Source organism: Bradyrhizobium sp. 930_D9_N1_4 (assembly GCF_052076015.1).
GTDB lineage: Bacteria > Pseudomonadota > Alphaproteobacteria > Rhizobiales > Xanthobacteraceae > Bradyrhizobium.
Window position 1 is genome coordinate 5,682,695 of record NZ_CP197236.1, and the last position, 21,506, is coordinate 5,704,200.

Annotated in this window: 21 protein-coding genes; 8 read left to right on the plus strand and 13 right to left on the minus strand. The window is 65.0% G+C overall.

Annotated elements, in window-relative coordinates; translation table 11 throughout:
- Positions 1 to 122: 122 nt before the first annotated feature.
- From AB7532_RS27060 to AB7532_RS27100, 9 genes are all read right to left on the minus strand, one after another.
- Positions 123 to 1,292, minus strand: coding sequence for a Gfo/Idh/MocA family protein (locus tag AB7532_RS27060; protein WP_441237738.1), 1,170 nt, complete (start codon positions 1,290 to 1,292; stop codon positions 123 to 125).
- 43 nt (positions 1,293 to 1,335) lie between these two features.
- On the minus strand, positions 1,336 to 1,650 hold the full coding sequence (locus tag AB7532_RS27065) for a septal ring lytic transglycosylase RlpA family protein (protein WP_441237739.1): 315 nt from the start codon (positions 1,648 to 1,650) through the stop codon (positions 1,336 to 1,338).
- A 104-nt stretch (positions 1,651 to 1,754) separates the two neighbouring features.
- Positions 1,755 to 2,600, minus strand: coding sequence for a CmcJ/NvfI family oxidoreductase (locus tag AB7532_RS27070; RefSeq protein ID WP_441237740.1), 846 nt, complete (start codon positions 2,598 to 2,600; stop codon positions 1,755 to 1,757).
- A 319-nt stretch (positions 2,601 to 2,919) separates the two neighbouring features.
- On the minus strand, positions 2,920 to 3,858 hold the full coding sequence (locus AB7532_RS27075) for an ABC transporter substrate-binding protein (RefSeq protein WP_441237741.1): 939 nt from the start codon (positions 3,856 to 3,858) through the stop codon (positions 2,920 to 2,922).
- Entirely contained in the window at positions 3,855 to 4,949 is a 1,095-nt protein-coding gene (locus AB7532_RS27080; RefSeq protein WP_441237742.1) for an LLM class flavin-dependent oxidoreductase, read from the minus strand. The genes AB7532_RS27075 and AB7532_RS27080 overlap by 4 nt, the downstream gene beginning before the upstream one ends.
- A gap of 29 nt (positions 4,950 to 4,978) precedes the next feature.
- Entirely contained in the window at positions 4,979 to 6,151 is a 1,173-nt protein-coding gene (locus tag AB7532_RS27085; protein ID WP_441237743.1) for an acyl-CoA dehydrogenase family protein, read from the minus strand.
- On the minus strand, positions 6,145 to 6,945 hold the full coding sequence (locus AB7532_RS27090) for an ABC transporter ATP-binding protein (RefSeq protein ID WP_441237744.1): 801 nt from the start codon (positions 6,943 to 6,945) through the stop codon (positions 6,145 to 6,147). Before AB7532_RS27090 ends, AB7532_RS27085 begins: the two co-directional genes overlap by 7 nt.
- The gene (locus tag AB7532_RS27095) at positions 6,939 to 7,961 is read right to left on the minus strand and encodes an ABC transporter permease (RefSeq protein ID WP_441237745.1); all 1,023 of its coding nucleotides are present in this window, start codon (positions 7,959 to 7,961) and stop codon (positions 6,939 to 6,941) included. Before AB7532_RS27095 ends, AB7532_RS27090 begins: the two co-directional genes overlap by 7 nt.
- Positions 7,939 to 9,042, minus strand: coding sequence for an ABC transporter substrate-binding protein (locus tag AB7532_RS27100; RefSeq protein ID WP_441237746.1), 1,104 nt, complete (start codon positions 9,040 to 9,042; stop codon positions 7,939 to 7,941). The genes AB7532_RS27095 and AB7532_RS27100 overlap by 23 nt, the downstream gene beginning before the upstream one ends.
- Before the next feature lie 488 nt (positions 9,043 to 9,530).
- Between AB7532_RS27100 and AB7532_RS27105 the strand changes: the two genes are divergently transcribed.
- A complete protein-coding gene (locus AB7532_RS27105; protein ID WP_441237747.1) occupies positions 9,531 to 10,511 on the plus strand; it encodes an ABC transporter substrate-binding protein in 981 nt (326 codons plus the stop codon).
- A gap of 129 nt (positions 10,512 to 10,640) precedes the next feature.
- On the opposite strand, the gene AB7532_RS27110 is transcribed toward AB7532_RS27105, so the two are convergent.
- Positions 10,641 to 11,105, minus strand: coding sequence for a hypothetical protein (locus AB7532_RS27110; protein WP_441237748.1), 465 nt, complete (start codon positions 11,103 to 11,105; stop codon positions 10,641 to 10,643).
- 367 nt (positions 11,106 to 11,472) lie between these two features.
- Between AB7532_RS27110 and glgC the strand changes: the two genes are divergently transcribed.
- The 3 genes from glgC (at position 11,473) to AB7532_RS27125 (ending at position 14,646) form a co-directional block, all read left to right on the plus strand.
- Positions 11,473 to 12,735, plus strand: coding sequence for a glucose-1-phosphate adenylyltransferase (gene glgC, locus AB7532_RS27115; protein ID WP_441237749.1), 1,263 nt, complete (start codon positions 11,473 to 11,475; stop codon positions 12,733 to 12,735).
- Complete coding sequence (gene glgA / locus AB7532_RS27120; protein WP_441237750.1) at positions 12,732 to 14,189, plus strand: glycogen synthase GlgA; 1,458 nt, start codon at positions 12,732 to 12,734, stop codon at positions 14,187 to 14,189. Before glgC ends, glgA begins: the two co-directional genes overlap by 4 nt.
- Before the next feature lie 196 nt (positions 14,190 to 14,385).
- A complete protein-coding gene (locus AB7532_RS27125; RefSeq protein WP_441237751.1) occupies positions 14,386 to 14,646 on the plus strand; it encodes a SemiSWEET transporter in 261 nt (86 codons plus the stop codon).
- A gap of 166 nt (positions 14,647 to 14,812) precedes the next feature.
- On the opposite strand, the gene AB7532_RS27130 is transcribed toward AB7532_RS27125, so the two are convergent.
- Positions 14,813 to 15,607, minus strand: a complete 795-nt coding sequence (locus AB7532_RS27130) for a DODA-type extradiol aromatic ring-opening family dioxygenase (protein ID WP_441237752.1) — start codon at positions 15,605 to 15,607, stop codon at positions 14,813 to 14,815.
- Positions 15,608 to 15,763: 156 nt separating this feature from the next.
- On the opposite strand from AB7532_RS27130, the gene AB7532_RS27135 reads away from it, so the two are divergent.
- Positions 15,764 to 15,943 (plus strand): hypothetical protein, encoded by a 180-nt coding sequence (locus AB7532_RS27135; RefSeq protein ID WP_441237753.1) that lies wholly within the window; start codon positions 15,764 to 15,766, stop codon positions 15,941 to 15,943.
- Positions 15,944 to 15,950: 7 nt separating this feature from the next.
- On the opposite strand, the gene AB7532_RS27140 is transcribed toward AB7532_RS27135, so the two are convergent.
- Both AB7532_RS27140 and AB7532_RS27145 read right to left on the minus strand, forming a co-directional pair.
- The gene (locus tag AB7532_RS27140) at positions 15,951 to 17,423 is read right to left on the minus strand and encodes a carboxylesterase/lipase family protein (protein ID WP_441237754.1); all 1,473 of its coding nucleotides are present in this window, start codon (positions 17,421 to 17,423) and stop codon (positions 15,951 to 15,953) included.
- 66 nt (positions 17,424 to 17,489) lie between these two features.
- Positions 17,490 to 17,690 carry a hypothetical protein gene (locus tag AB7532_RS27145; RefSeq protein ID WP_441237755.1) on the minus strand — a complete coding sequence of 67 codons (201 nt, stop codon included), beginning with the start codon at positions 17,688 to 17,690 and terminating at the stop codon, positions 17,490 to 17,492.
- A 239-nt stretch (positions 17,691 to 17,929) separates the two neighbouring features.
- Between AB7532_RS27145 and AB7532_RS27150 the strand changes: the two genes are divergently transcribed.
- The 3 genes from AB7532_RS27150 to AB7532_RS27160 all read left to right on the plus strand — a co-directional run bounded on the left by AB7532_RS27150 (position 17,930) and on the right by AB7532_RS27160 (position 21,440).
- Positions 17,930 to 20,620 carry a flavin-containing monooxygenase gene (locus tag AB7532_RS27150; protein WP_441237756.1) on the plus strand — a complete coding sequence of 897 codons (2,691 nt, stop codon included), beginning with the start codon at positions 17,930 to 17,932 and terminating at the stop codon, positions 20,618 to 20,620.
- 134 nt (positions 20,621 to 20,754) lie between these two features.
- Positions 20,755 to 21,027, plus strand: a complete 273-nt coding sequence (locus AB7532_RS27155) for a hypothetical protein (RefSeq protein ID WP_441237757.1) — start codon at positions 20,755 to 20,757, stop codon at positions 21,025 to 21,027.
- 113 nt (positions 21,028 to 21,140) lie between these two features.
- Positions 21,141 to 21,440, plus strand: a complete 300-nt coding sequence (locus AB7532_RS27160; protein ID WP_441237758.1) for a hypothetical protein — start codon at positions 21,141 to 21,143, stop codon at positions 21,438 to 21,440.
- The last annotated feature ends 66 nt before the right edge of the window (positions 21,441 to 21,506 follow it).

A 21,506-nucleotide genomic window follows, 5' to 3' on the forward strand; every position in this document is an offset into this window, starting at 1 on the left:
TCAGGAGCCAACATTGAACACACCCGAGTTCTACGCTGTGTCGATCGCCTGTCTCTCCTGCGTGACCATCGCCGCCTTGATGGTTGCCGGAGCCTGGTAGGGAACTTGCACGTGGCGGCGGCCTACAGTACCACCCGCCGCCCCTCCTCCGCCGCCCAATAGCCGGCGTAGTTCACCTTGATGGTGTCGTACGCCAGCGTGAGGTCCGACAGCGGCTGCCGGCCGGTCGCGGCGCATTCCATGAAATCCTGGATCTCCTGGAGATAGCCGCGCGTCCACTCCTCCTCGAGGCAGACATATTGCCAGCCGGTTTTGCGATCGACCTTCTCGGTGATGTAGACCGAGGCGAGCTTCTCCTCGCTGGTCTGGTAACTCATCAGATGATTGTTCGGCGTGATGTTGGCGAACAGCGAGCCGCCTGATGTGTAGGTCTCGATCAGATTGCGCACGCCGCCCATGATCATGTCGCCGGAGAACACGGTCGCCTTGGTGCCGTCGGAGAATGTCGCGGTGAGCGTGCCCCAATCCTCGACGTCCACCGGATTGGCCTTGATGAAGGTGCGCTCCTCCGGCTTCAGGCTTGCCGTGACGTTGCCGACATCGCCGGTGACGCTGGCGACATGGATTTTCTCCCCTCGCGCGCGCGCCTCGACCTGCTTCAGATAGAGCACGGCCGAGAGCGGGTGGCAGCCCATGCGGATCAGCGAGCCGCCGCCGGTCATCGCCCATTGCGCGGCATGGGCTGCGTGCGAGCCGGAATGGCTCTCCTCGCCCTTCATGAACAGGATCTTGTCTTTCGTTGCCTTGAGGATCTCCGCGGTCTTGGTCACCGCGGGCGCATAGATCCAGTCTTCGGCATACATGAAGAGTTTTCCGGTGCGCTCGATCGCCGCGCGCGTCGCGTCCATCTCCTCCAGCACGCGCTCGTACATCAGCGCCTTCGGCACGTGCTTGCCGATCGGCTGCGCATCGCCCTCGCGGCCGAAATAGCCGGCGAAGGGCTTTTCGCAGATCACGTGCTTGCCGGCCTGCATGGCCCCAATGATCATCGCGGCGTGCAGGTTGGGCGGCGTGCAGATGTCGACGACATCGATATCAGCGTCCGCGATCAGCTCGGCGAAGCTGCGATAGACCTTCGGAATCCCGTGATGCCCCGCGAATTCGACGACGCGATCGCCGCGCGCGGCCACCGCTGCGACCTCGACATCCACGCCGTAGACGCGGCGGAACGCATACATATGCAGCTCCGACACGAAGCCGCAGCCGACGAGTCCCACCCTGATCCTGGCCATAGTCCCCCCTCGCTTTGGGCGGCACTATAGCGCGCTGGCAGGCCTATTCCACCGAGACCCGCACCACGCCGGCGCTCATCATGCCGAGCGCTCGGGCCGCCGGCACCGAGAGATCGACGATCCGCCCGCGGATGAACGGGCCGCGGTCGTTGACGCGGCATTGGATCGAGCGTCCGCTATAGGACACCCTGAGCACGCTGCCGAACGGACGCGTGCGGTGAGCGCAGGTCAGCTCACCGCCTTTGCCGGCCTTTCCATATCCGTAATAGGAGGCGAGCCCGCTCTCGGCATGTGCAACGGAAAGGGCTGAAAGAGAGAACGTGGCTAGACAAAACAATAGCGTCGAATGCGCTCGCACGGCACCGCTCCCGGTTGGCCCTGCCCCGCGCCGCAAACGTCGATTTGTTCCGGTAAGTTCCCAAAACACTGCCGGGCGTGCCCGGCAGTGCCATCACACATTGTTTACTGTTTGTGGAACACCAGCGCCCGGATCTCGATGCTCTCGCGCGGCGCGGCATCCGCCGGCGCGGTCGGGTCGACGAAGGCGGTGTGCGGCCCGAACCGGGTGCGGCCGTCGGTTGCGGAATCATAGCATTTGAGCAGCAGGGCCTCGTCCGCCGTCATCTCCGGGAAATAGAACCAGCGATGGTTCGGATTGTATTTCACCGAATAGGTCTCGCCGCGGCGATTGGGATAGATCAAATCGGACGCGATGAGATCCTCCGGCGCGACGGTGGTGCCGTCGACCATGGCGAGCGGTGAATCGCGCAAGGGGCCACGGATCGGCCGCCAGAGATTGATCACCTGGACGCGGCCCTTCAGGAGCTCCTCGGCCTCGTCAGGCAGATGTTCGCGGACGCGGTTGGCGCCGGAGACAGCGGTCTGGTCGACATGAACGCGCGTCGCCGGTTGGCGCGGGCCGCCGTCGCGGATGTCGGCGGCGCCCTCGACACGCCTGCGCACGGTGTGATCGAAGATGAAGACGCGGTCGGCTTTCAGCGTCGCGCGCAGGAACGCCTCGACGGCGGGGTAGTAGACCGCCTTGATCTCAGCCTCGTTGTAGAAGTCCTTGACCTGGTTCGGATGGCGCACCAGCGCAAAGCCCTCGCGATCGAGCGAGATGTTGTTCGCGATCAGCCGCGCATCGAAGATCGGTACCTGATGCGGCTCCGGCAGCGACGTGCTCTTGGGCTCGCCCGGCGGCGGATCGTAGGCATAGGTGCGTGGTTTGCCGGACACCGGCGCGAGATAGTTGAGTTCGGCAGTGACGAAGGGAAGCGATTCGATTTTTGTTTCTTGCAGGCCCATGGCCGGTCTCCCGATGTGGTCGTCTGTATGATTTTTGCGGGGATACGCGGGAGCGCAAGAGAGGGGATGCAAATAGCAATGAGGGTGTTGTCGGGGGCGGACAATACAGAAGGAATATTTCGATCATGGCCTTTTGCTTGGAAGGCGGCCTTCCCGTCTCACGGATGCTTGAGACCCTTGTGAGATCTCGTGCCCTGGACGCAGCGCATCACGCAGTGGTGCGCTGCAGAGCCGGGGCCCATCTCACCAGGAGCATCTGTGCGGCATGGGTCGCAGCAGCGTTGCACGCTGCAGCGCGTCCGGGACACGAGAGGATCGCTTACAACCCCGCCTTCGCGATCGCATCCGTAAACGAACGATCCACGATCGCCGCTGCATCGAGCTTCTGCTTGATCAGGCCCCAACGAAAATAGAGATCGATCGTGCTCTGCTCGTCCGCGACCACGCCGTCGTCGATCGGCGCGATACGAATTTTGGCGCGCGACAGCCAGTTCAGCGGCACCGCGGTCGGGATGTTCATCAGCCTGCCCCAGGTCGCGGCATAGCTGTCGATGTTGTTCAGCGACCATGCCCGCGCCGCGGTGAGGCGGCGGATGAAGTCGGTCAGCTCCGCGCGCTTGTCGCGGATCGCGTCGGGCCGGGCGACCTGAAAGCTCAGGCCCGGGGTCAGGCCTTCCGAGGTGATGACGCGGCGTGATTTGAACAGCACCTCTTCCTGGCTGACATAGGGCTCCCAGGTCGACCAGGCATCGACAGAGCCTTGCGTGTAGGCAACCTTGGCGTCGGACGGCGCCAGGAATGCGATCTGCACATCGCTCGCACTCCAGCCGTTCTTCTCGAGCGCCGCGAGGATCAGTTGATGGCCGATCGAGCCGCGGCCGGTCGCGATTTTCTTGCCGCGCAGATCGGCAAAGCTCTTGATCGGCGAGTTCTCCGGCACGAGGATCGCGAGCCCCTCGCGCGTCTGCCGGATTGCGGCAATCGCCTTCACCGGCGCGCCGGAGGCGGCAGCGAAGGTGAAGGGCGCGTCACCCACAAGTCCGGTCTCGATCGCACCGGCGCTCAGCGCCTCCAGCAGCGGAGCTGCCGCCGGAAACTCCTTCCACTCGATCTTGTAGGGAACGTCTTTCAGCACGCCCGCCGCTTCCATCACGGCCTGCGAATTGCCCTTCTGGTCGCCGACCCGCAAGGTGGTTTGCGCTGCCGCCAGCTCGAACGAGCCGAACAGCAGCGCGCCGGCCAGCATGAGGCGGATCATTCCGCCGCCTCGCCGCGAACGCCCTGACGCTCCGCGATCAGCTTGCGCGTCAGCGGGATCAGCTCGCGGCCATAGTCAATGGCATCGGGAAGCGGATCGAAGCCGCGGATCAGGAAGTGGCTGACGCCGAGGTCGTAGTAATCGGCAAACACCTCGGCGACCTGCTCGGGCGTGCCGACCAGCGCCGTGGTGTTGCTGTTGGCGCCGGTGAGCTTTGCGATCTCCGTCCACAGCCGCTTGTCGATGCGCGCGCCCTGGTCAGCCGCCGCCAGCAACCGCTTGGCGCCCTCGGTCGCGTGATTGGGCCGGCGAAAGCCGGTCTGGTCCTGCAGCGCAGTGGCGCGTTCGAGAATGCCTTCGGCCTTCTGCCAGGCCTTCTCCTCGGTATCGGCGAGGATCGGCCGCACCGAGAGGCTGAAGCGAGGCGCCGGCCGCCCGTGCTTCGCAGCCGCCGCGCGAACGCGCCCGGTAACGTCGCGCACCTGGGCGTAGGATTCACCCCACAGCGCAAAGGTGTCGGCATGCTTGCCCGAAACCTCGATCGCGGCATCGGAGCCGCCGCCGACGAAGGTGTAGATGCCGCCCTTCTGGAGCGGCTTCACCTGCGAAAAGCCGTTCTCGACATTATAGTACTTGCCGCTGTAGTTGAACGGCTTCTCGCTGGTCCATTCCAGCCGCACGATGTCGAGGAACTCGCTGGTGCGGGCGTAGCGCTCGTCCTTGTTGTCGAGCGTGTTGCCGTCCTGCCTGAGCTCGATGGCGTTGCCGCCGGTGATGACGTGCAGCGAGACGCGGCCTTCATAAAGCTGGTCGAGCGTGGCGAGCTGGCGGGCCAGCAGCGTCGGCGCGGTGAAGCCCGGACGCTGCGCGATCATCACCTTGAGCTTCTTCGTGATGGTCAGTACATGCTGGGCGATCTGGAGCGCGTCCGGCGTGGTCGAATGGAATGCCAGCAGCGCGCGGTCGAAACCGGCAAGCTCATGCGCCTTCGCGACCGTCTCGATATAATTGGGATCGAGCACCGGCCCCTGGCGCACGATGGTCTCGGAGGCATTGCTGTTGGCGATAAAGCCGATGAACTCGACCGACATTGATCGTCTCCCTGTTTGTTTCCTGAAAGTTAGAGGCCCAATGCGGCGCGGCCGAGGCCGGTGCGCGTGGCGTCGTCCTGCGGCGTGTGCACGCGGCCGCACAGGACGTCGCGATAATGCCGCTCCAGCGGATTGGTGCGGCTAAGGCCGTGATTGCCGGTCAGCGACAAGGCGTCCTCGACCACGGCAACGGCGTTGTTGGTCACCGTCAGCTTGATGACATTGGATTCGCCGGTCGAGAGATCGACACCGTCGTCGAAGTCGCGGGCGAAGGTCTCGATCAGCCGTGCATTGACCGCGAGCCGGGCCTCGATGGCACCGAGGATCTCCTGCGCGCGCGGGAGGGTCGCAAGCGGCGCGCCGAGGCTGGCGGGAACGCGCTGCTTCAGGAACTGGACGAACCAGTCGCGTGCGGCGCGCGCGACGCCGTCATAGATCGCCGCGACGAACACCGTGTGGACGGTCGCCTGCGCGACGTCGGGCGCACGCCATTCCTGGGGCTTGCGGACATCGATCTCCGCATCGAGCGGAATCACGACGTCGTCGAAGGTGACATCGTGGCTGCCGCTGGCGCGCAGGCCATGATGATCCCAGGTCTCGATGATGCGCGTGCCCGGCAGGCCCGACGGCACCAGAAACTGACCGACGCGCGGCTCGGCCTCGTCGGTCCGGGCCCAGACCAGATACCATTTCAGGATCGGCGATCCCGTCGAATAAATCTTGTGACCAGTCAGGCGCCAGCCGGTCTCGGTCCGCCGCGCGATCGTCGCAGGCAGGCCGCCGCGCGAGGGCGAGCCCAATTCAGGCTCGACGCGCAGCGCATTGACCAGCGCGACACCTTCGACCGTCTCGCGCGCGAGCTTGCGCGCCAGCTTCGCCGGCCATGTCGGGCTCCGCCCCATCACCAGATGATTGATGTAGTGCATCGCCAGCACCAGCGCGGTCGAGGGATCGGCCTTGCCGATGATGCCGAGGACCCGCGCGGTGTAGCGTGCGCCCGCCCCGGCGCCGCCGTGGACCGCCGGCACCGTCAGCGACAGCAGACCTGCCTCCGAGAGTTCGCGAAAATTCTCGAAGGCAAAGCTGCCGGTGCGGTCATGCTCGGCCGCACGCCCGGCAAAGCTCTCGGCCAGTGCCTCGGCGCGCGCGATGTAGTCGGGCTCGCTATGGGCCGCCCGGCCCTGGACTGCGGAAGTCACCATGTTGCATCTAATCCTAGCAGGCCGAGAATCTGGCGGCGCAGATCGGCCAGATATGGATCGCCGCGATGGCGTGGATAGGGACGGTCGACACGGATATCGGCCTTCAGCCGCGCGGGGCGATCGCTGAACACGATGACGCGGTTGGCGAGCACCAGCGCCTCCTCGGCGTCATGCGTGACGAGAAGCGTGGTAAAGCCCTTGCGCTGCCACAGCGAGACCAGCTCGGCCTGCATGGTGATGCGGGTCAGCGAGTCGAGCTTGCCCAGCGGCTCGTCGAGGATGAGGATCTTGGGATCATTGACCAGCGCCCGCGCCAGCGCGACGCGCTGCGCCATGCCGCCGGAGAGCTGGTGCGGGTAGGCCGTGCGGAAGTCCGACAAACCGACGAGATCGAGCGCATCATCGACACGATGACGCTGGCTCTTCAGGATGCCCTGCGCCTCCAGCCCCAGCGCGACGTTGTCCCAGACCGTGCGCCAGGGAAACAGCGTCGGATCCTGGAACACGACGACGCGCGAGGGATGCGGCTTGGTGATACGGGCCTCGTCCTCGCGCAGCGCACCAGCTTTGGGCTTGTCGAGACCGGCGACCAGCCGCAGCAAGGTCGACTTGCCGCAGCCGGAGGGGCCGAGCAGCGCGACGAATTCGCCCGGCTCGACCGAGATGCTGACGTCGTCGAGCACCGGCAATTCAGCGCCATCGATATCAAAAGCATGGCTGACCTGCTCAATGTCGAGCGCGGCGCCGGCGGCGGGCGGAGTCGCAATCTCGGCCAGTGCGGCTGCGGCTACCATTTCACGGTCCCCTTCTGCCAGACCAGCAGGCGGTCGCGGATCGCAAACAGCAGCGTGATCGCGCCGGAGCAGAGCAACGACATCACGATCAGCGCCGCATACATGTTGGCATAGGCGGCCCAGCCCTGCGCCCATTGCAGGTACCAGCCGAGCCCGGCCTTGACGCCGATCATCTCGGCGACGACCAGCACGGCAAAGGACGAGCCGAGCCCCATGAACAGGCCGACGAATACGTGCGGCAGCGCCGCGGGGATCGCGACCTTCAGCACCAGGAAGGACGGCTTGGCGCCCAGCGTGCGCGCGACGTCGTAATAGGCGTTGCTGACGCTTGCCACGCCCGACCAGGTCAACACGGTGACGGGGAAGCCGGTCGCAAGCGCGATCAGGAAGGTCGAGGCGCTCCAGCTCGAGGGGAACGTGAAGAAGGCGATCGGCAGCCAGGCCGTCGCCGGCAGCGGACCGATGAAGCGCAGCACCGGATGCACCCAATAGCCGACCGCGCGCGACCAGCCGATCGAGACGCCGGTCAGGAATCCGACGGTGGCGCCGATCAGATAGCCGCCGAGCTGGAGCTTGACCGAGGCGATGACGCTGTCGAGCAGCTTCGGCAGATCGTCGGTATAGACCTCGATGATCGACTGCGGCGGCGGAAAGAACGGCAGCGGCAGCCAGGCGAATTTCGCGGTGGCCACTTCCCACAGCGTCAGGAACGCGCCCAGCGCCACGAGCCACGGCGCGCGCTGGCGCAAGGCCTTGCCCGCGGAGCCCAGATAATCGGCGCCGACGGTGCCGAACAACGCGATCGCAGCAACGATGAAGGCGGCAATGCCGAGCGAATGCGTGCGCGACCAGTCGCCGACATCCTCCCACCACAGGCAGGAGAGACCAAAGGCAATCCAGGCGACGCTGGCGATCACGCCGATGCCGGACTCACGGACCCAGCTCGCCAGGACCGGTGCGCGCGAGAGGCGCGGTGCACCGGAGGCGACGCCGTCAGACAGCGAATACGTCGACATAGATGCGCTCCGCGAATTTGGCGGTATCGGTGCTCTGCTTGAAGACCTGCACGCTCTTGAGATCGTCGGCATAGGCCTTGAGTTCGCGCTTCAGCACTTCGCCGACAGGATGATGATGGTGGGTGTGGTAACGCACCATGCCCTCGATATCGGCGAGAGACGCGGTCTTCGGCGCGTAGGGCTGGAACGACTTTGCCGTCACGGTCGGGTTCTGCGCGGTGAACATCGCGGCGTCGAGCAGCGCCTGCGTCAGCGCACGCGCGACCTGAGGTTCTTCCCGCACAAGCGAGCCGCGCAGGCCGAGGATGCAGCAGCTCTTGTCGCGATATTCGCCGTCGAGATTGGAGGCGACCTCCTTGTACTGGCTGTCCTTGAGCCAGAGATAGCCGAGTGGGTCGGACGACAGGAACGCCTGCACCTCGCCCTTCTCCACGGCAACGTTGAGAAGGTTGCCGGGATAGGCGCGCCAGTCGACGTCCTTGTTGGGATCGATGCCGAGCTTGGCGAGCTGGACCGAGAAGAAGTTCTTGTCGGGGCCGCCGAGATCGCCGACCGCGACGATCTTGCCCTTGAGATCGGCGAGCTTGCTCACATTGGAGTCGGCGCGGGTCAGCACGCGCATGCAGCCACCGTGGGTGCCGGCGGCGATCTTGACGTCAAAGCCCTGCTCCAGCGGCTTCAGCCAGCGCAGCGCCATGCCGAGGCCGGCATCGCTCTTGCCCGTCGCGATCGCCTCCAGCAGCTGGTCGGTCGAGCCGGAATAGTTGATGAGCTCGATGTCGAGATTCTGCTTCTGGAAGAAGCCGTGCTCAATGGCGACCGGCACTGGCGCAAGGCACACCGCGCCCGCGTTCCAGGACAGCTTCAGCTTGCGCGGCGCGCCCGTGAGCACGGGGCCCGTCGCGGCCGTCTGGCACAGCGGGAATTCCGAGAGGTCGACGCCCGGAGCGATCGCCTGCGGCGCAAAGGCCTGTGCCGCACCAAACGCGCCGAGCGGCGCAGCGAAAGCCGCAGCCAGCCCCGCCTGGAGCAAATGACGCCGGTCCAGTCCCGATCCGTCGCGCTTGTTGTCGTTGCCCATCGATCCCCGCTCCTGCGCTGGCATGGCTCCGCCATTCGCGCAGCAATTCGCGCTGCGCATGTTCCGTCCGGAGCTGCGTTGAGAGAATATTTTTCGCCGGCGCTTCCCGCGCCGCTTTGATGCGATGCGCAAATCATGCGGCGCGCCCGCGGCATCGTCAATGAAATGGAATTTCGAATGTGGCGCGAAGCGAGGTCATTCTCTCCATCAGCACACACGGGGACGATGAAACGATTTTCGTCGATGCATCATCTTGCGAGGTCGCCGTGCGACTCCCTCTGCTGCTTCATTCTTGCGCATATTCGACTGCGCATGCCGCGCGTTCTCGAAAGTGGCGCTGCGCCGAAATGTCCTTGCCGGTCGCGCGCGCAATACGGACAGCCATTTCATTGACTGCGCATCGCGCGATCATAGACTTGATCGTCTCGCTGCATCACGCGCTCACGCGTCGTGAGCCGAAGTAACAAGCAAGCAACAAGACAGGCCACATGAGCATCAACTCCCACGACCATTCCATCACCCGCAGGCTCGCGGCATCGCTGCTTGCCGCCGCCATCACGTTGTCGACGGCCGCCGCCGCGTTCGCGGCCGACGCCGTGGTGCTGCGCGTCGGCGACCAGAAGGGCGGCAATCGATCGCTGCTGGAAATCTCGGGCTTCGCGAAGGACCTGCCCTACAAGATCGAATGGTCGGAATTCCCGGCCGCAGCCCCGATCCTGGAAGCGCTCAATGCCGGCGCGCTCGACGTCGGCTATACCGGCGATCTCTCCTTCCTCTCGGTCTATGCGGCCGGCGCCCCGATCAAGGCGATCGGCGGCACCAAATCGGATGCGAAGACGCAAGCGATCCTGGTGCGCCAGGATTCGCCGATCAAGTCGGCCGCCGATCTCAAGGGCAAACGCCTCGCCGGCACGCGTGGCGGCTGGGGCCAGTTCCTGATCGACGCGACGCTGGAGAAGGCGCAGATCAAGCTGGAAGACGCGACCTTCGCGCCACTCGGCCCTGTCGATGCCAAGGTCGCGCTGGTCGCCGGCTCGATCGATGCCTGGGCGGTGTGGGAGCCCTACATCTCGTTCGCAACGCTGAAGGACAAGGCGCGCGTGATCGCCGACGGCGAAGGCCTGACGCCGACCATCACCTTCATCGTCGCCACCGACAGCGCCATCGCCACCAAGCGCGCGGCGGTGCAGGATCTGTTGCAGCGGCTGAACAAGGCGCGGCTGTGGTCGCTCGACCATGTCGCCGAGTACGCCAAGAGTACAGCCGAGCTGACCAAACTGCCGGAGGACGTGCTGCTGTCGGCCTACACCGCGCAGCGCACCAGCCCGATCGTGATCGACGAGAACGTCGTGAAGGAAGTCCAGGAAGCCTCAGACCGCTCGACGCGTTACGGCATCCTGCCGAAGACGCTCGACGTCAGCAAGGCCTTCGACCGCAGCTTCACCGCTGCGGCCGCGGGCTCGAACTAGCGCGGGGGCGCGGCGGGATGCGCAAGTCCAGCCTCAAGGCCGGCCCGCTGCATCTCGCCGCGATCGTGCTCGCGCATTTCGCCTGCATGAGCCTGATCGTGTGGCTCTCGCTCTAGCCGCGCGAAGCGCTCACCAGTATCCGCGGTGATAGGCGCGGTACGGCCGGTAATAGCCGTAGCGAGGGCCGTAATACGGACGATAGGCGCGATAGCCGTAGTAACGGGGACGCGGGTAGTAACCGCCATATCCATAGCTTGGCCCATAGCCGCCATAGTAAGCGGGCGCATAACCATAGCCGTAACCCGGCCCCGGATATCCGTAGCCGCCGCCGTAATACGGGCCGCCACCATAATAGCCGTAGCCATAAGGCGAGCTGCTGGCGATGGCGCCGCCGATGATCGCGCCGGCCGCGAGGCCGCCGAAACCCCATCCAAAGCCTCGGCCACGCCAATGCACCTGCGTGGTGTCATCGCCAACCGCGGCCTTCATGGTCGCGACATTGGTCGGCATCGGGGCCGCTGACGCCTGCTCGATTTGGCCGGCCATCACCGCACCCGCCAGCGAACAGGCAATTGCCATTCTCCAGATACTCATCGACTTGCTCCCTGTCTGACGCTTCTTTTCGAAAAGGATCGTAAGGCCATGATCGGGCATCCCGGCGCCAAGTCAAAGCCTCCAAAAGTCACAGCCGTCGATTGCGTGCACCGCACAAGAGAGCCCGGATATGCCTTCGCCCGTATGCCTCAATTGTGGTCAGGCCACCGCCGGCGCCCGCGAAGCCGGAGGCGGAAAGACCACGGCAAAGCATTAAGCTTCCCGCGCGTTCGCAACCAACAACCATCTTCCTGATTTACTATTCGTACCGTTACTATCGGTTCCAATGGTGCGCGGCCGAAAGGCGTCTCGCAGAGGCCTTGGTTTGCGCCAGAATCTGGCTAGCGCCAGAGTGTGGGAGGATGACATGAGTGCCGCCGGAAATGAACCGCTCGCCCGTCAGGCCCTGGCGTTTGTCCTGGCTGGCGGACGCGGCAGCCGGCTGCTGGAATTGACCGACCGGCGCGCCAAGCCCGCGGTCTATTTCGGCGGCAAGTCCCGCATCATCGACTTTGCATTGTCGAACGCCGTGAATTCAGGCATCCGCCGCATCGCAGTTGCCACCCAATACAAGGCGCACAGCCTGATCCGGCATCTCCAGATGGGCTGGAACTTCTTCCGCCCGGAGCGCAACGAGAGTTTCGATATCCTCCCGGCCAGCCAGCGCGTCTCGGAAAACATGTGGTATGTCGGCACGGCCGACGCGATCTACCAGAACATCGACATCATCGAGTCCCACAACGCCCGCTTCATCGTCGTGCTCGCCGGCGACCACATCTACAAGATGGACTACGAGGTGATGCTGCGCCAGCATGTCGACAGCGGCGCCGACGTCACGGTCGGCTGTCTCGAAATGCCGCGCGCGGAATCCTCCGGCTTCGGCATCATGCATATCGACGAGAACGGCTGGGTCCAGGAATTCCTGGAGAAGCCCGCCGATCCGCCGCCGATGCCGGGCAAGCCGGACGTCTCGCTCGCCAGCATGGGCATCTATGTGTTCGACTCGAAATTCCTGTTCGACCAGCTCAAGCGCGATGCCGAGGATCCCCACTCCAATCACGATTTCGGCAAGGACATCATTCCCTACATCGTCAAGAACGGCCGTGCGATCGCGCACCAGTTCTCGACCTCCTGCGTCCGCTCCGGCAGCGACCCGCGGGCCTATTGGCGCGACGTCGGCACGGTCGATGCCTATTGGGCGGCCAATATCGACCTCACCGACGTGGTGCCGGAGCTCGATCTGTTCGATCGTGCCTGGCCGCTCTGGTCCTACGCAGAGATCACGCCGCCGGCCAAGTTCGTCCACGACGAGGAAAGCCGTCGCGGTTCGGCCGTGAGCTCGCTGGTCTCGGGCGGCTGCATTATCTCCGGCGCCTCTCTGCGCCGCTCGCTGCTGTTCACCGGCGTGCGCATCAACTCCTACGCCAATGTCGAGAACGCGGTGATCATGCCGTACGTCAATGTCAACCGCGGTGCGCGGTTGAAGAACGTCGTGATCGATCGCGGCGTCGAGATCCCCGAAGGGCTCGTCGTCGGCGAGGATCCCGAATTCGACGCAAAACGCTTCCGCACTACCGAGCAGGGCATTTCGCTCATCACCCAGTCGATGCTGGACAGGCTCAATACATGACGCCTGTTCGCGTCCTCGCGGTCGCCTCCGAAGTCTATCCCATCGTCAAGACCGGCGGCCTCGCGGATGTCGCCGGCGCGCTGCCGATTGCGCTCAAGGCCCATGGCGTCGAGATGCGCACGCTGATGCCGGGCTATCCCGACGTGATGCGGCTGCTTTCCGGTGCCGACGAAATCCGGCGCTGGCCGGATTATTTCGGCGGCCCAGGACGCCTGCTCGCCGGCTCGCATGACGGTCTCGACCTGTTCGTGCTCGACGTGCCGCATCTCTACGCGCGGCCCGGCAACCCCTATGTGACCACCGAGGGCGTCGACTGGCCCGACAATGGCGTACGCTTCGCGGCGCTGTCGCGGATCGCCGCCGATATCGGCCACGGCCTCGTCCCGGCCTTCGTGCCCGATGTGGTCCACGCCCACGACTGGCAGGCCGGCCTGGCGCCGGCCTATCTGCACTATGACAATCGCCCGCGTCCGGGCACCGTGATGACCATCCACAACATGGCCTATCAGGGCAAGTTTGATCGCCAGTTGATCGGTTCGATCGGCCTGCCCTGGTCCTCGTTCAATGTCGACGCCCTCGAATATTTCGGCGGCGTCAGTTTTTTGAAGGCGGGCCTGCAATTCGCCGACCGCATCACCACGGTCTCCCCGACCTACGCGCAGGAGATCCAGAGCGACGAAGGCGGCATGGGCTTCGGCGGCCTGCTGCGTGAACGCTCGGGCATGCTGAGCGGAATCCTCAACGGCATCGACACCGAGGTGTGGAATCCGCAAACCGATCCGCACATCGCCTACCGCTTCGGTGCAGGTGACCTCACGTTCCGGGCCGCGAACAAGGCCGTGCTCCAACAGCAGTTCAATCTCGACTCCTCGGATGAGGCACCACTGCTCGGCGTCATCAGCCGGCTGTCCTGGCAGAAGGGGCTCGATCTCCTGCTGGAGGCCCTTCCGACCATCTTGAACCAGGGCATGCAGCTCGCGCTGCTCGGCAGCGGCGACCGCGATCTCCAGGACCGCTATCAGGCTGCGGCCCGCGCGAACCCGGGCCGGATCGGCGTCATGATCGGCTATGACGAGATTCTGGCGCATCTGATCCAGGCCGGATCGGACGCGCTGATCGTGCCGTCGCGGTTCGAGCCATGCGGCCTGACCCAGCTCTGCGCGCTGCGCTACGGCGCCATCCCGATCGTCTCCCGCGTCGGCGGCCTCGAGGACACCATCGTCGATATCGGCGAGGCCGGCTCGTCGGATCGCGAGGCCACAGGATTCAAGTTCGGTCCGGTAACCGCGGATGCCCTCGCGGCCACGCTGGGCAAGGCCAATACCGCCTTCCGCAACAAGGCGACCTGGCGCCGGCTGCAACTGAGCGGCCTTGCGACCGACGTCTCCTGGCGCAACCGCGCCGGCGACTATGCCGCGCTCTATCGCGACCTCATGGCTTCGCGCCGCGCATGAGGCGCATCCTTCGAGACGCCCGCTTTCAGCGGGCTCCTCAGGATGAGGATGGAGTGCGCGGCAGCAGTCTCGACAGCACCGATGTTGCCTGGCCTCATCCTGAGGAGGCGCGTAAGCGCCGTCTCGAAGGACGAGGCGCGCGCAGACTGCCGCCCCGGAAGCACGGCCAAACCCGAATCGATGTTATAAGTCCGGCATGGACCCTTTCGTGATCAAGCTGATCGGCTTCGCCGCCGCCACCTGCACCACCGTGGCTTACGCGCCGCAGGCCATCAAGGTGTGGAAGACCCGCTCTACCGGAGACATCTCGCTCGGCATGTTCCTGGTCATGGTGCTGGGCCTGGCGCTCTGGCTGATCTACGGCCTGCTCTCGGGCGACGCGCCGCTGGTCGCCGCCAACGCCATCACCATCGTGCTCGCCGGCGGCATCCTCTTCATGAAGCTGAAATACGGGTGAGGACATTTCTTCACCTCTCCCCGCTTGCAGGGAGAGGTCGGAATTCGCGCGCAGCGCGGATTCCGGGTGAGGGGGAGTCTCCGCGAGTCCAATTGTCACCGAATACGCAGAAGAGCCCCTCACCCCACCCCTCTCCCCGTAAGAACGGGGAGAGGGAGAAGATCAATCACCCAAACACATACGACGCCATCGCGACGTTCGAGACCTCGTCCACGAACACACGATGGCCGACGTCGCTGCCGGCGGCGCCTGCCGCGACCATCAGCGGCAGCAGATGGTCCTCGCGCGGATGCGCAAGGCGCGCGCTCGGGGCGTTCTCCCAATCGACCAGCATCGCATTTCGGCGCGCCGCATCCGGATGGCTGATCGCCTCGTTGAGATAGGCCTCGAAATCATATGAGACCGGCTTGGACTCGGGCCGGTTGAAGCCGCGCATGTTGTGATAGGTGAGCCCGCTGCCGACGATCAGGATGCCCTCGTCGCGCAGCGATGCAATGGCCTGCCCGACCTTGATATGCTCGGCTGCGTCGTAGGCGGACTTCAGCGACAGCAGCACGATCGGCATGTCGGCGTTCGGATACATCAGGCCGAGCGGCACGAAGGTGCCGTGATCAAAACCCTGATTGGGATCCTCCCGGCAATCGAGGCCTGCATGCTTGAGCAGCGCCCTCACATCCGCGGCAAGCTCGGGCTTGCCCGGCGCCGGATATTTGAGATGGTAGGTATGCTCGGGGAAACCGTAATAGTCGTACACCATCGGCGGATGCGCCGAGGTGGACACGGTGAAGGCGTCGGCCTCCCAATGTCCTGATATGACGAGCACGGCCTTGGGCTTCTCCGGCAGGAGCTGCGGCAGCCGGCCGAATTCCGCGGCGGTCTTGGCATATTGCACCCGCCGGTCCTCCATGAACGGCCAGGGGCCGCCGCCATGCGACAGGAACAGGGTCGGAAGTCGCGTCATCGGTTTTCGTCTCTTTGGCAACATGCGCGTGCGAACTGCGCGCGCGATCGGCGGCGAGCATAGGCAAACCGGTATGGTTAGCAAGTCGTTAACGATTTGCCGCCCACAATCCGGCTGTGGCCGAAGGAATCGGTCAGAAGACAAGCGAGACGTGAGATGAAGAAGTTTGCGCTGGGGGACGTCGTCAACAGTGACAAGGGCCGCCGCGGCGTCGTGCGCGCTGCCTACCGCTCGAGGGAAGGCCAGCAGTTCTATGCCGTCGAGAAGGACGGCGCGATCGACCATCTGGAAGAAGACCGGCTGAGCCCCGCGCCCCGCGTCGAGCTCGCGGCCTGACTCCAACTCATTTCCTGCTCTCACCTGCGAGCCGGTCGAGAATGCCCGCCCTCGGGTCGTCTCCGCTCGCGATGTGATCGTTCGTGATCAGCAGCAGCCGGTCGCGGTCTGCGGCCTCGTCCCAATGCGGCAAACCTGCGCCGTTGGGATCACCGCTCCTCGCGAAGTTGACCCAGTAAGCGCGCATGCGGTTCGCGACCTCGCGATCCCCTCGCGTGAATAGTCCCGCACCGGGTACGCCTTCCGCACCGAAAATAAATTGCAACTCGCGCCCGTGCCCTTCATCGGGGTTTGCACGCCGGGCCTCGGGCACGTAAGCGAAGCGATAGCGAAACGTTGGCGCACCGGTTGCCGCATGGAGGCGGGCCAGCAGCCTGACCGGCTCCGAGAAGACCTTGTCGGTATGAAATCTGGCGGCGCGCTCCGATGCCATTGCGATGTCGGGATAGAGCTTGCGCACCTCCTCGCTGTTCTCGCCCGAGGCCGCCAGCGTCTCCTCGATCTCCTGATCGCCATCGAAACTCGTCTCGTCGTCATTCGCGCCGATGATGAGGGGAATGCGGCTCTCGTGCCTTGCCATGAATCCCGCTGCGATGTCCTCGGTCACCAGGCTGCCATCGATCGCAGGCGCGAAGCTGCGGGCGGATTTGGCGAGCAGGTCATGTTCGGCAGCAAGCAGTCGCGCCGGCGCGGAGGCCCGCAAATCCGCCTCCGACCCAAGCGCTGCCACGAATTGCCGGCCCATCGCCTCCGCCTCCTGCGCTGAACGCAAGCGCGCGCGGCCGGGCAGCGATTGTAGAATGGCCTTCTGAAACAGATCGCGCGATGGCGCGCTCAGCATCAGAAGCGCGATCGAGGTCGCACCCGCGCCGCTGCCGAACAGGGTGACATTGCCGGGATCGCCGCCGAAGGCCGCGATGTTGTCGTGCACCCAGCGCAGCGCCGCGATCTGGTCCATCAAGCCGTAATTGCCGGAGCCGCCTTCCGACAGCGCCGGATGCCTCAGCCAGCCGAGCACACCGAGGCGATAGTTCAGGGTGACCACGATGAGGCCTGCCTGTGCGAGCTTTGCACCGCCGAACAATGGATCGTTGGCGGTGCCGCCGACGAAACCGCCGCCATGGACGAACACCATCACCGGCAGCGGACCATCGACGCCGAACGGACGGAAGACGTTGAGCATGAGGCAGTCCTCGCCCGCCCCCGGCAGCGCGCGCTGAAGGCACGGCGCGCCGTACTCATAAGCGGTCCGCATCTCGCGGTTCTCGGCCGTTGCCTGCGGCGGACGCCAGCGCAACTCGCCGACCGGCGGGGCCGCGTAAGCCAGTCCCTTGAACGACGCCACCTCGCCCTCGACCGCGCCGAGCATCTGCCCTTCACGCGTTAGCGCGAACGGGTACTGCCCGACCGCCTGCGCGACGGCCGCACCGTCGCAGCAGAGCAGTGAGAGGGCCACAGCAAGCGCAAACAGGGATCGCATCCTGGGGATCTCGATGCGCGACAAGGTTCCCCGACAGGTTACGTCCGCGGCGCGCGGCGAGGCAAGCTAGTTGCCCTTGGCGATGATCTCCGCCAGCGCGCGCCTTGCGATGATGCCGAGTTCGCCAAGCGTGGAATGTCCCGCCTGCGCCGCCTCGATCAGGCGCTCGGCGATGATCCTGCGGCTGTCGTGATCGCCGCCGTGCGGCAATTGGCGGCACGTCTCCTCCAGGACGACATCCATGTTGGCTTTGGTTCGCTCGCTCAACTCTTCTGTCATGACGCCCTGGATACGCGTGGCTTGTAGCCGCAAGCATACACAGAAGGATGTGGTCTGATTAGACCGGACAATCCCGGCGATTGTGCATCGCGGTGCGTGTGTCGCCGCAATCTTCGCGCGGCCATGATCACGCCGCAAACGACTACCGAAGATTGCACTTGTCCTGATGACAGACCGGACCGGCAGGGCTAGCCTGCCGGCAAAACAAAATACACGGGAGGAATACCATGCCAGACGCAATGGTCGCCGCACGTGAGTCCAAGGCGGCGAGTGGAACAGCCCAACACATCGACGTTGCCGTGGTCGGTGCCGGATTTGCCGGCCTCTATCTTCTCCACCGCCTGCGCAAGGCAGGCCTCTCCGCCGTCGCCCTCGAAGAAGCCGGCGATGTCGGGGGCACCTGGTACTGGAACCGCTACCCCGGCGCGCGCTGCGATATCCAGACCATCGACTACAGCTACACATTCGATCCGGAACTCGACAAGGCCTGGACCTGGTCGGAGAAATACGCGGCCCAGCCCGAGATCCTGCGCTATCTCGGCTTCGTCGCCGACCGCTATGAATTGCGCCGCGACATCCGCTTCAAGACCAAGGTCACCGAAGCCAAGTGGGACGAGAAAGCCGAGCGTTGGCAGCTCACCACCACCAATGGTGCACCGGTTTCCGCTCGCCATTACATCATGGCCACCGGCTGCCTCTCCGCGCCAAAGCCGCCGGAGATCGACGGCGTCAAGGATTTTGAGGGCAAGGTCTATTTCACCGGGCGCTGGCCGCATGATGGCGTCGATCTCAAGGGAAAGCGTGTCGCCGTGATCGGCACGGGATCGTCAGCAATCCAGTCGATCCCGCTGATCGCCGAGCAGGCCGCGCATCTGACCGTGTTCCAGCGCACGCCGAATTTCGCACTGCCCGCGGGTAATGGCCCTGCGCCGGAGGATCGCAAGACCTTCTTTGAAGGCGACCGCGCCGCCTATCGCGAGCAGGCGCGCCAGTCGATGACCGGCGTGCCGTATCCGCAGCAGACGGTGGTGAGCTGGCAGTTGAGCGATGCCGAGCGTCGCGAGCGCTTCGAACGTGCCTGGGCCGCCGGCGACCTCGTCCACATCCTGACCCAGCTCTGGGCCGACCAAGGCGTCGACTTTGACGGCAATGCGCTGATCGGCGAGCTGATCCGCGAGAAAATTTCCGCGGCCGTCAAGGATCCGGAGACTGCGGCGGCGCTGATGCCGCACGATCATCCCTTCGGCGCGAAACGCCCCTGCCTCGATACAAATTACTATGCGACCTACAACCGGCCGAACGTCACGCTGGTCAATCTTCGCCAGGAGCCGATCAAGGCGATCACCGCAAGCGGTATCACCACCGGCAAGCGCAGCTTTGACGTCGACGTCATCGTGTTCGCGACCGGCTTCGACGCCATGACCGGCGCGATCCGGGCCGTGCACCCGATCACCGGGCGCGGCGGCAAGTCGCTCACCGATGTCTGGGCGCAGGGCCCGCAGAGCTATCTCGGCCTTACGGTCGAGGGCTTCCCGAACTTCTTCATGATCACCGGCCCCGGCAGCCCGTCGGTGCTGTCGAACATGGCGGTGTCGATCGAGCAGCATGTCGACTGGGTGGTCGATCGCCTTGCGGCGCTACGCGACGCCGGCTTCACCACGATCGAGCCGACCGAGACGGCGCAGGCCGGCTGGGGCCGGCACCTGGCCGACTGCTCGATGGTGACGCTGCACCGGCTCGCCAACACCTGGTACACGGGTGCGAACGTGCCCGGCAAGGTGCAGGGCCTGATGCCCTATACCGGCGGTGTCGGCCCCTATCGCAGCATCTGCGACGAAGTCACGGCCGGTGGCATGCTCGGCTTCAAGCTCACCGGCCCCGATGTCGCCGCGCAATGCAATGACGGCGAAGTGGTGCGCCTGCAGCCGGACGTGCGGCTGGTGTTGAACCTGCTGGCGTCGCTCAATCTGCCGCCGATCGAGTCGATGGGGGCGCAAGGCGCGTGCGCCTTCGTCAACGAGTTCAACAAGGGCCGCCCGGCGGGACGGCCGATCGGCGACATCGTCGACGGCACCCTGCCCGGCACAGACGGCCCGCTGCCCTATCGCGTCTACAAGCCGGCAACGCCGGGGCCGCATCCGGTCGTGGTGTATTTCCACGGCGGCGGCTGGGTGCTCGGCGACGAGCAATCCGACGAGCCGTTCTGCCGCGACATGGTGCGAAGGACCGGCATGATGTTCGTCAGCGTCGGCTATCGCCACGCGCCGGATCATCGCTTCCCGACAGCGGCCGAAGACGGCTATGCCGCACTGCGCTGGATCGCCGAGCACACCGCCGAACTCGGCGGCAAGCCCGGTCCTGTGATGGTTGCCGGCTGGAGCGCCGGCGGCAATATCGCCGCCGTCACCTGCCAGCTCGCGCGCGACCGCGGCGGGCCTGACATCGCCGGCCAGCTGCTGGTGTGCCCGGTCACCGACTGCACTTTCGACCGGCCCTCCTACAACGACAACGCAACGGGCTACTTCCTGACGCGGTCGCTGATGTACTGGTTCTGGGATCTCTATTGCTCGCCGGCCGACCGCACCGATCCGCGCGTCTCGCCGCTGCGCGGCAAGGTCTCAGGCCTGCCTCCGGCCTTCGTCGTCACCTGCGAATTCGATCCGCTGCGCGACGAGGGAATCGCCTATGCGGAGGCAATGGCTTCGGCCGGCGTCCCGGTCGAGCAGTTGAAGGCGCGCGGCCATTTCCACTCGTCCTTTGCGATGGTGGACGTGATCATCACCGGCGCGCCGGGTCGGGTGCAGATGGCCGAAGCGTTGCGGCGCTTCGCCGGGCTTCCGCCGGAGGTCAGCCGCGGCGACGAGCACAGCCAAGGCCATGCCAGTCCGGGGCACAGAATCGCGGCGGCCGCGAGCTGATGGCGGCGCGGCGGCCGGGAACTTTTACCCGGCTGCCGCGTTGGGCGTTGGTGGCATTGAGATGCAGCGACAGCTGTGGGCCCCGGCACGCAAGACCGCGTGCTGGGGTGTTTTTTGCGTGAGTGAGGCGGACGATGGGGGACGTAGTTGCGGTTTCAAAGGTCGATTTCAGGGCGCTTGCGGCTCTGCATAAATGGCCATCGCTAGCGAACCAGCGCCAGCCGGATCGCGAGCCCTACAAGATCAGCGAAGGTACGCTTGACGAGTGCATTTCGGCGTTCATGGGCAAGCCCGAGACGACCAGGCATCTCTATGAGATCCGCACGATGGCGCAGCCGCCGCTGGTCACGGACATCCTCTCACCCGAGCACGTCACCGAGCTATCGCGGCTGAGGGAATATCTCTGATGACGTGCAGACACCGGCGTTGCACGTTCACCACAAGCTTCTCGTCGAGGCAGGAACCTTCGTCTGGCGTTTCCCGTTAACGGGGATCGGAAGCCAAGGCGTGAGTGTCGACGATGCTTGAAGCTGGCGTGCCATCCCCGGTCGTGCCCTATGGCGCAGACCGGACCCTGTTCGTGGTGATCGATCGCCGCGACAAGGCGACTGAAATCCGCATCGAGCGCAGCGACCTCGACACCACCATCGGTGAGCTCGTCGCCGGTTGTTTCAACGATCCCATCAAAGTCATCTCGTTCAACACGCTCGAACACTGGATGAAGGATATCTCGACCGACGTCGCCGGCGAGATCCAGGCGCGCTGCGATATCGATGGCGTACCCGACTATCTGAGTGACTTCATCGAGAGCCACACCTGATCGCGCCTATCGATAAGCTTCAAACTGCAGGCAACAAAAAAACGCCGCTCTCGCGGCGCTTTTCGT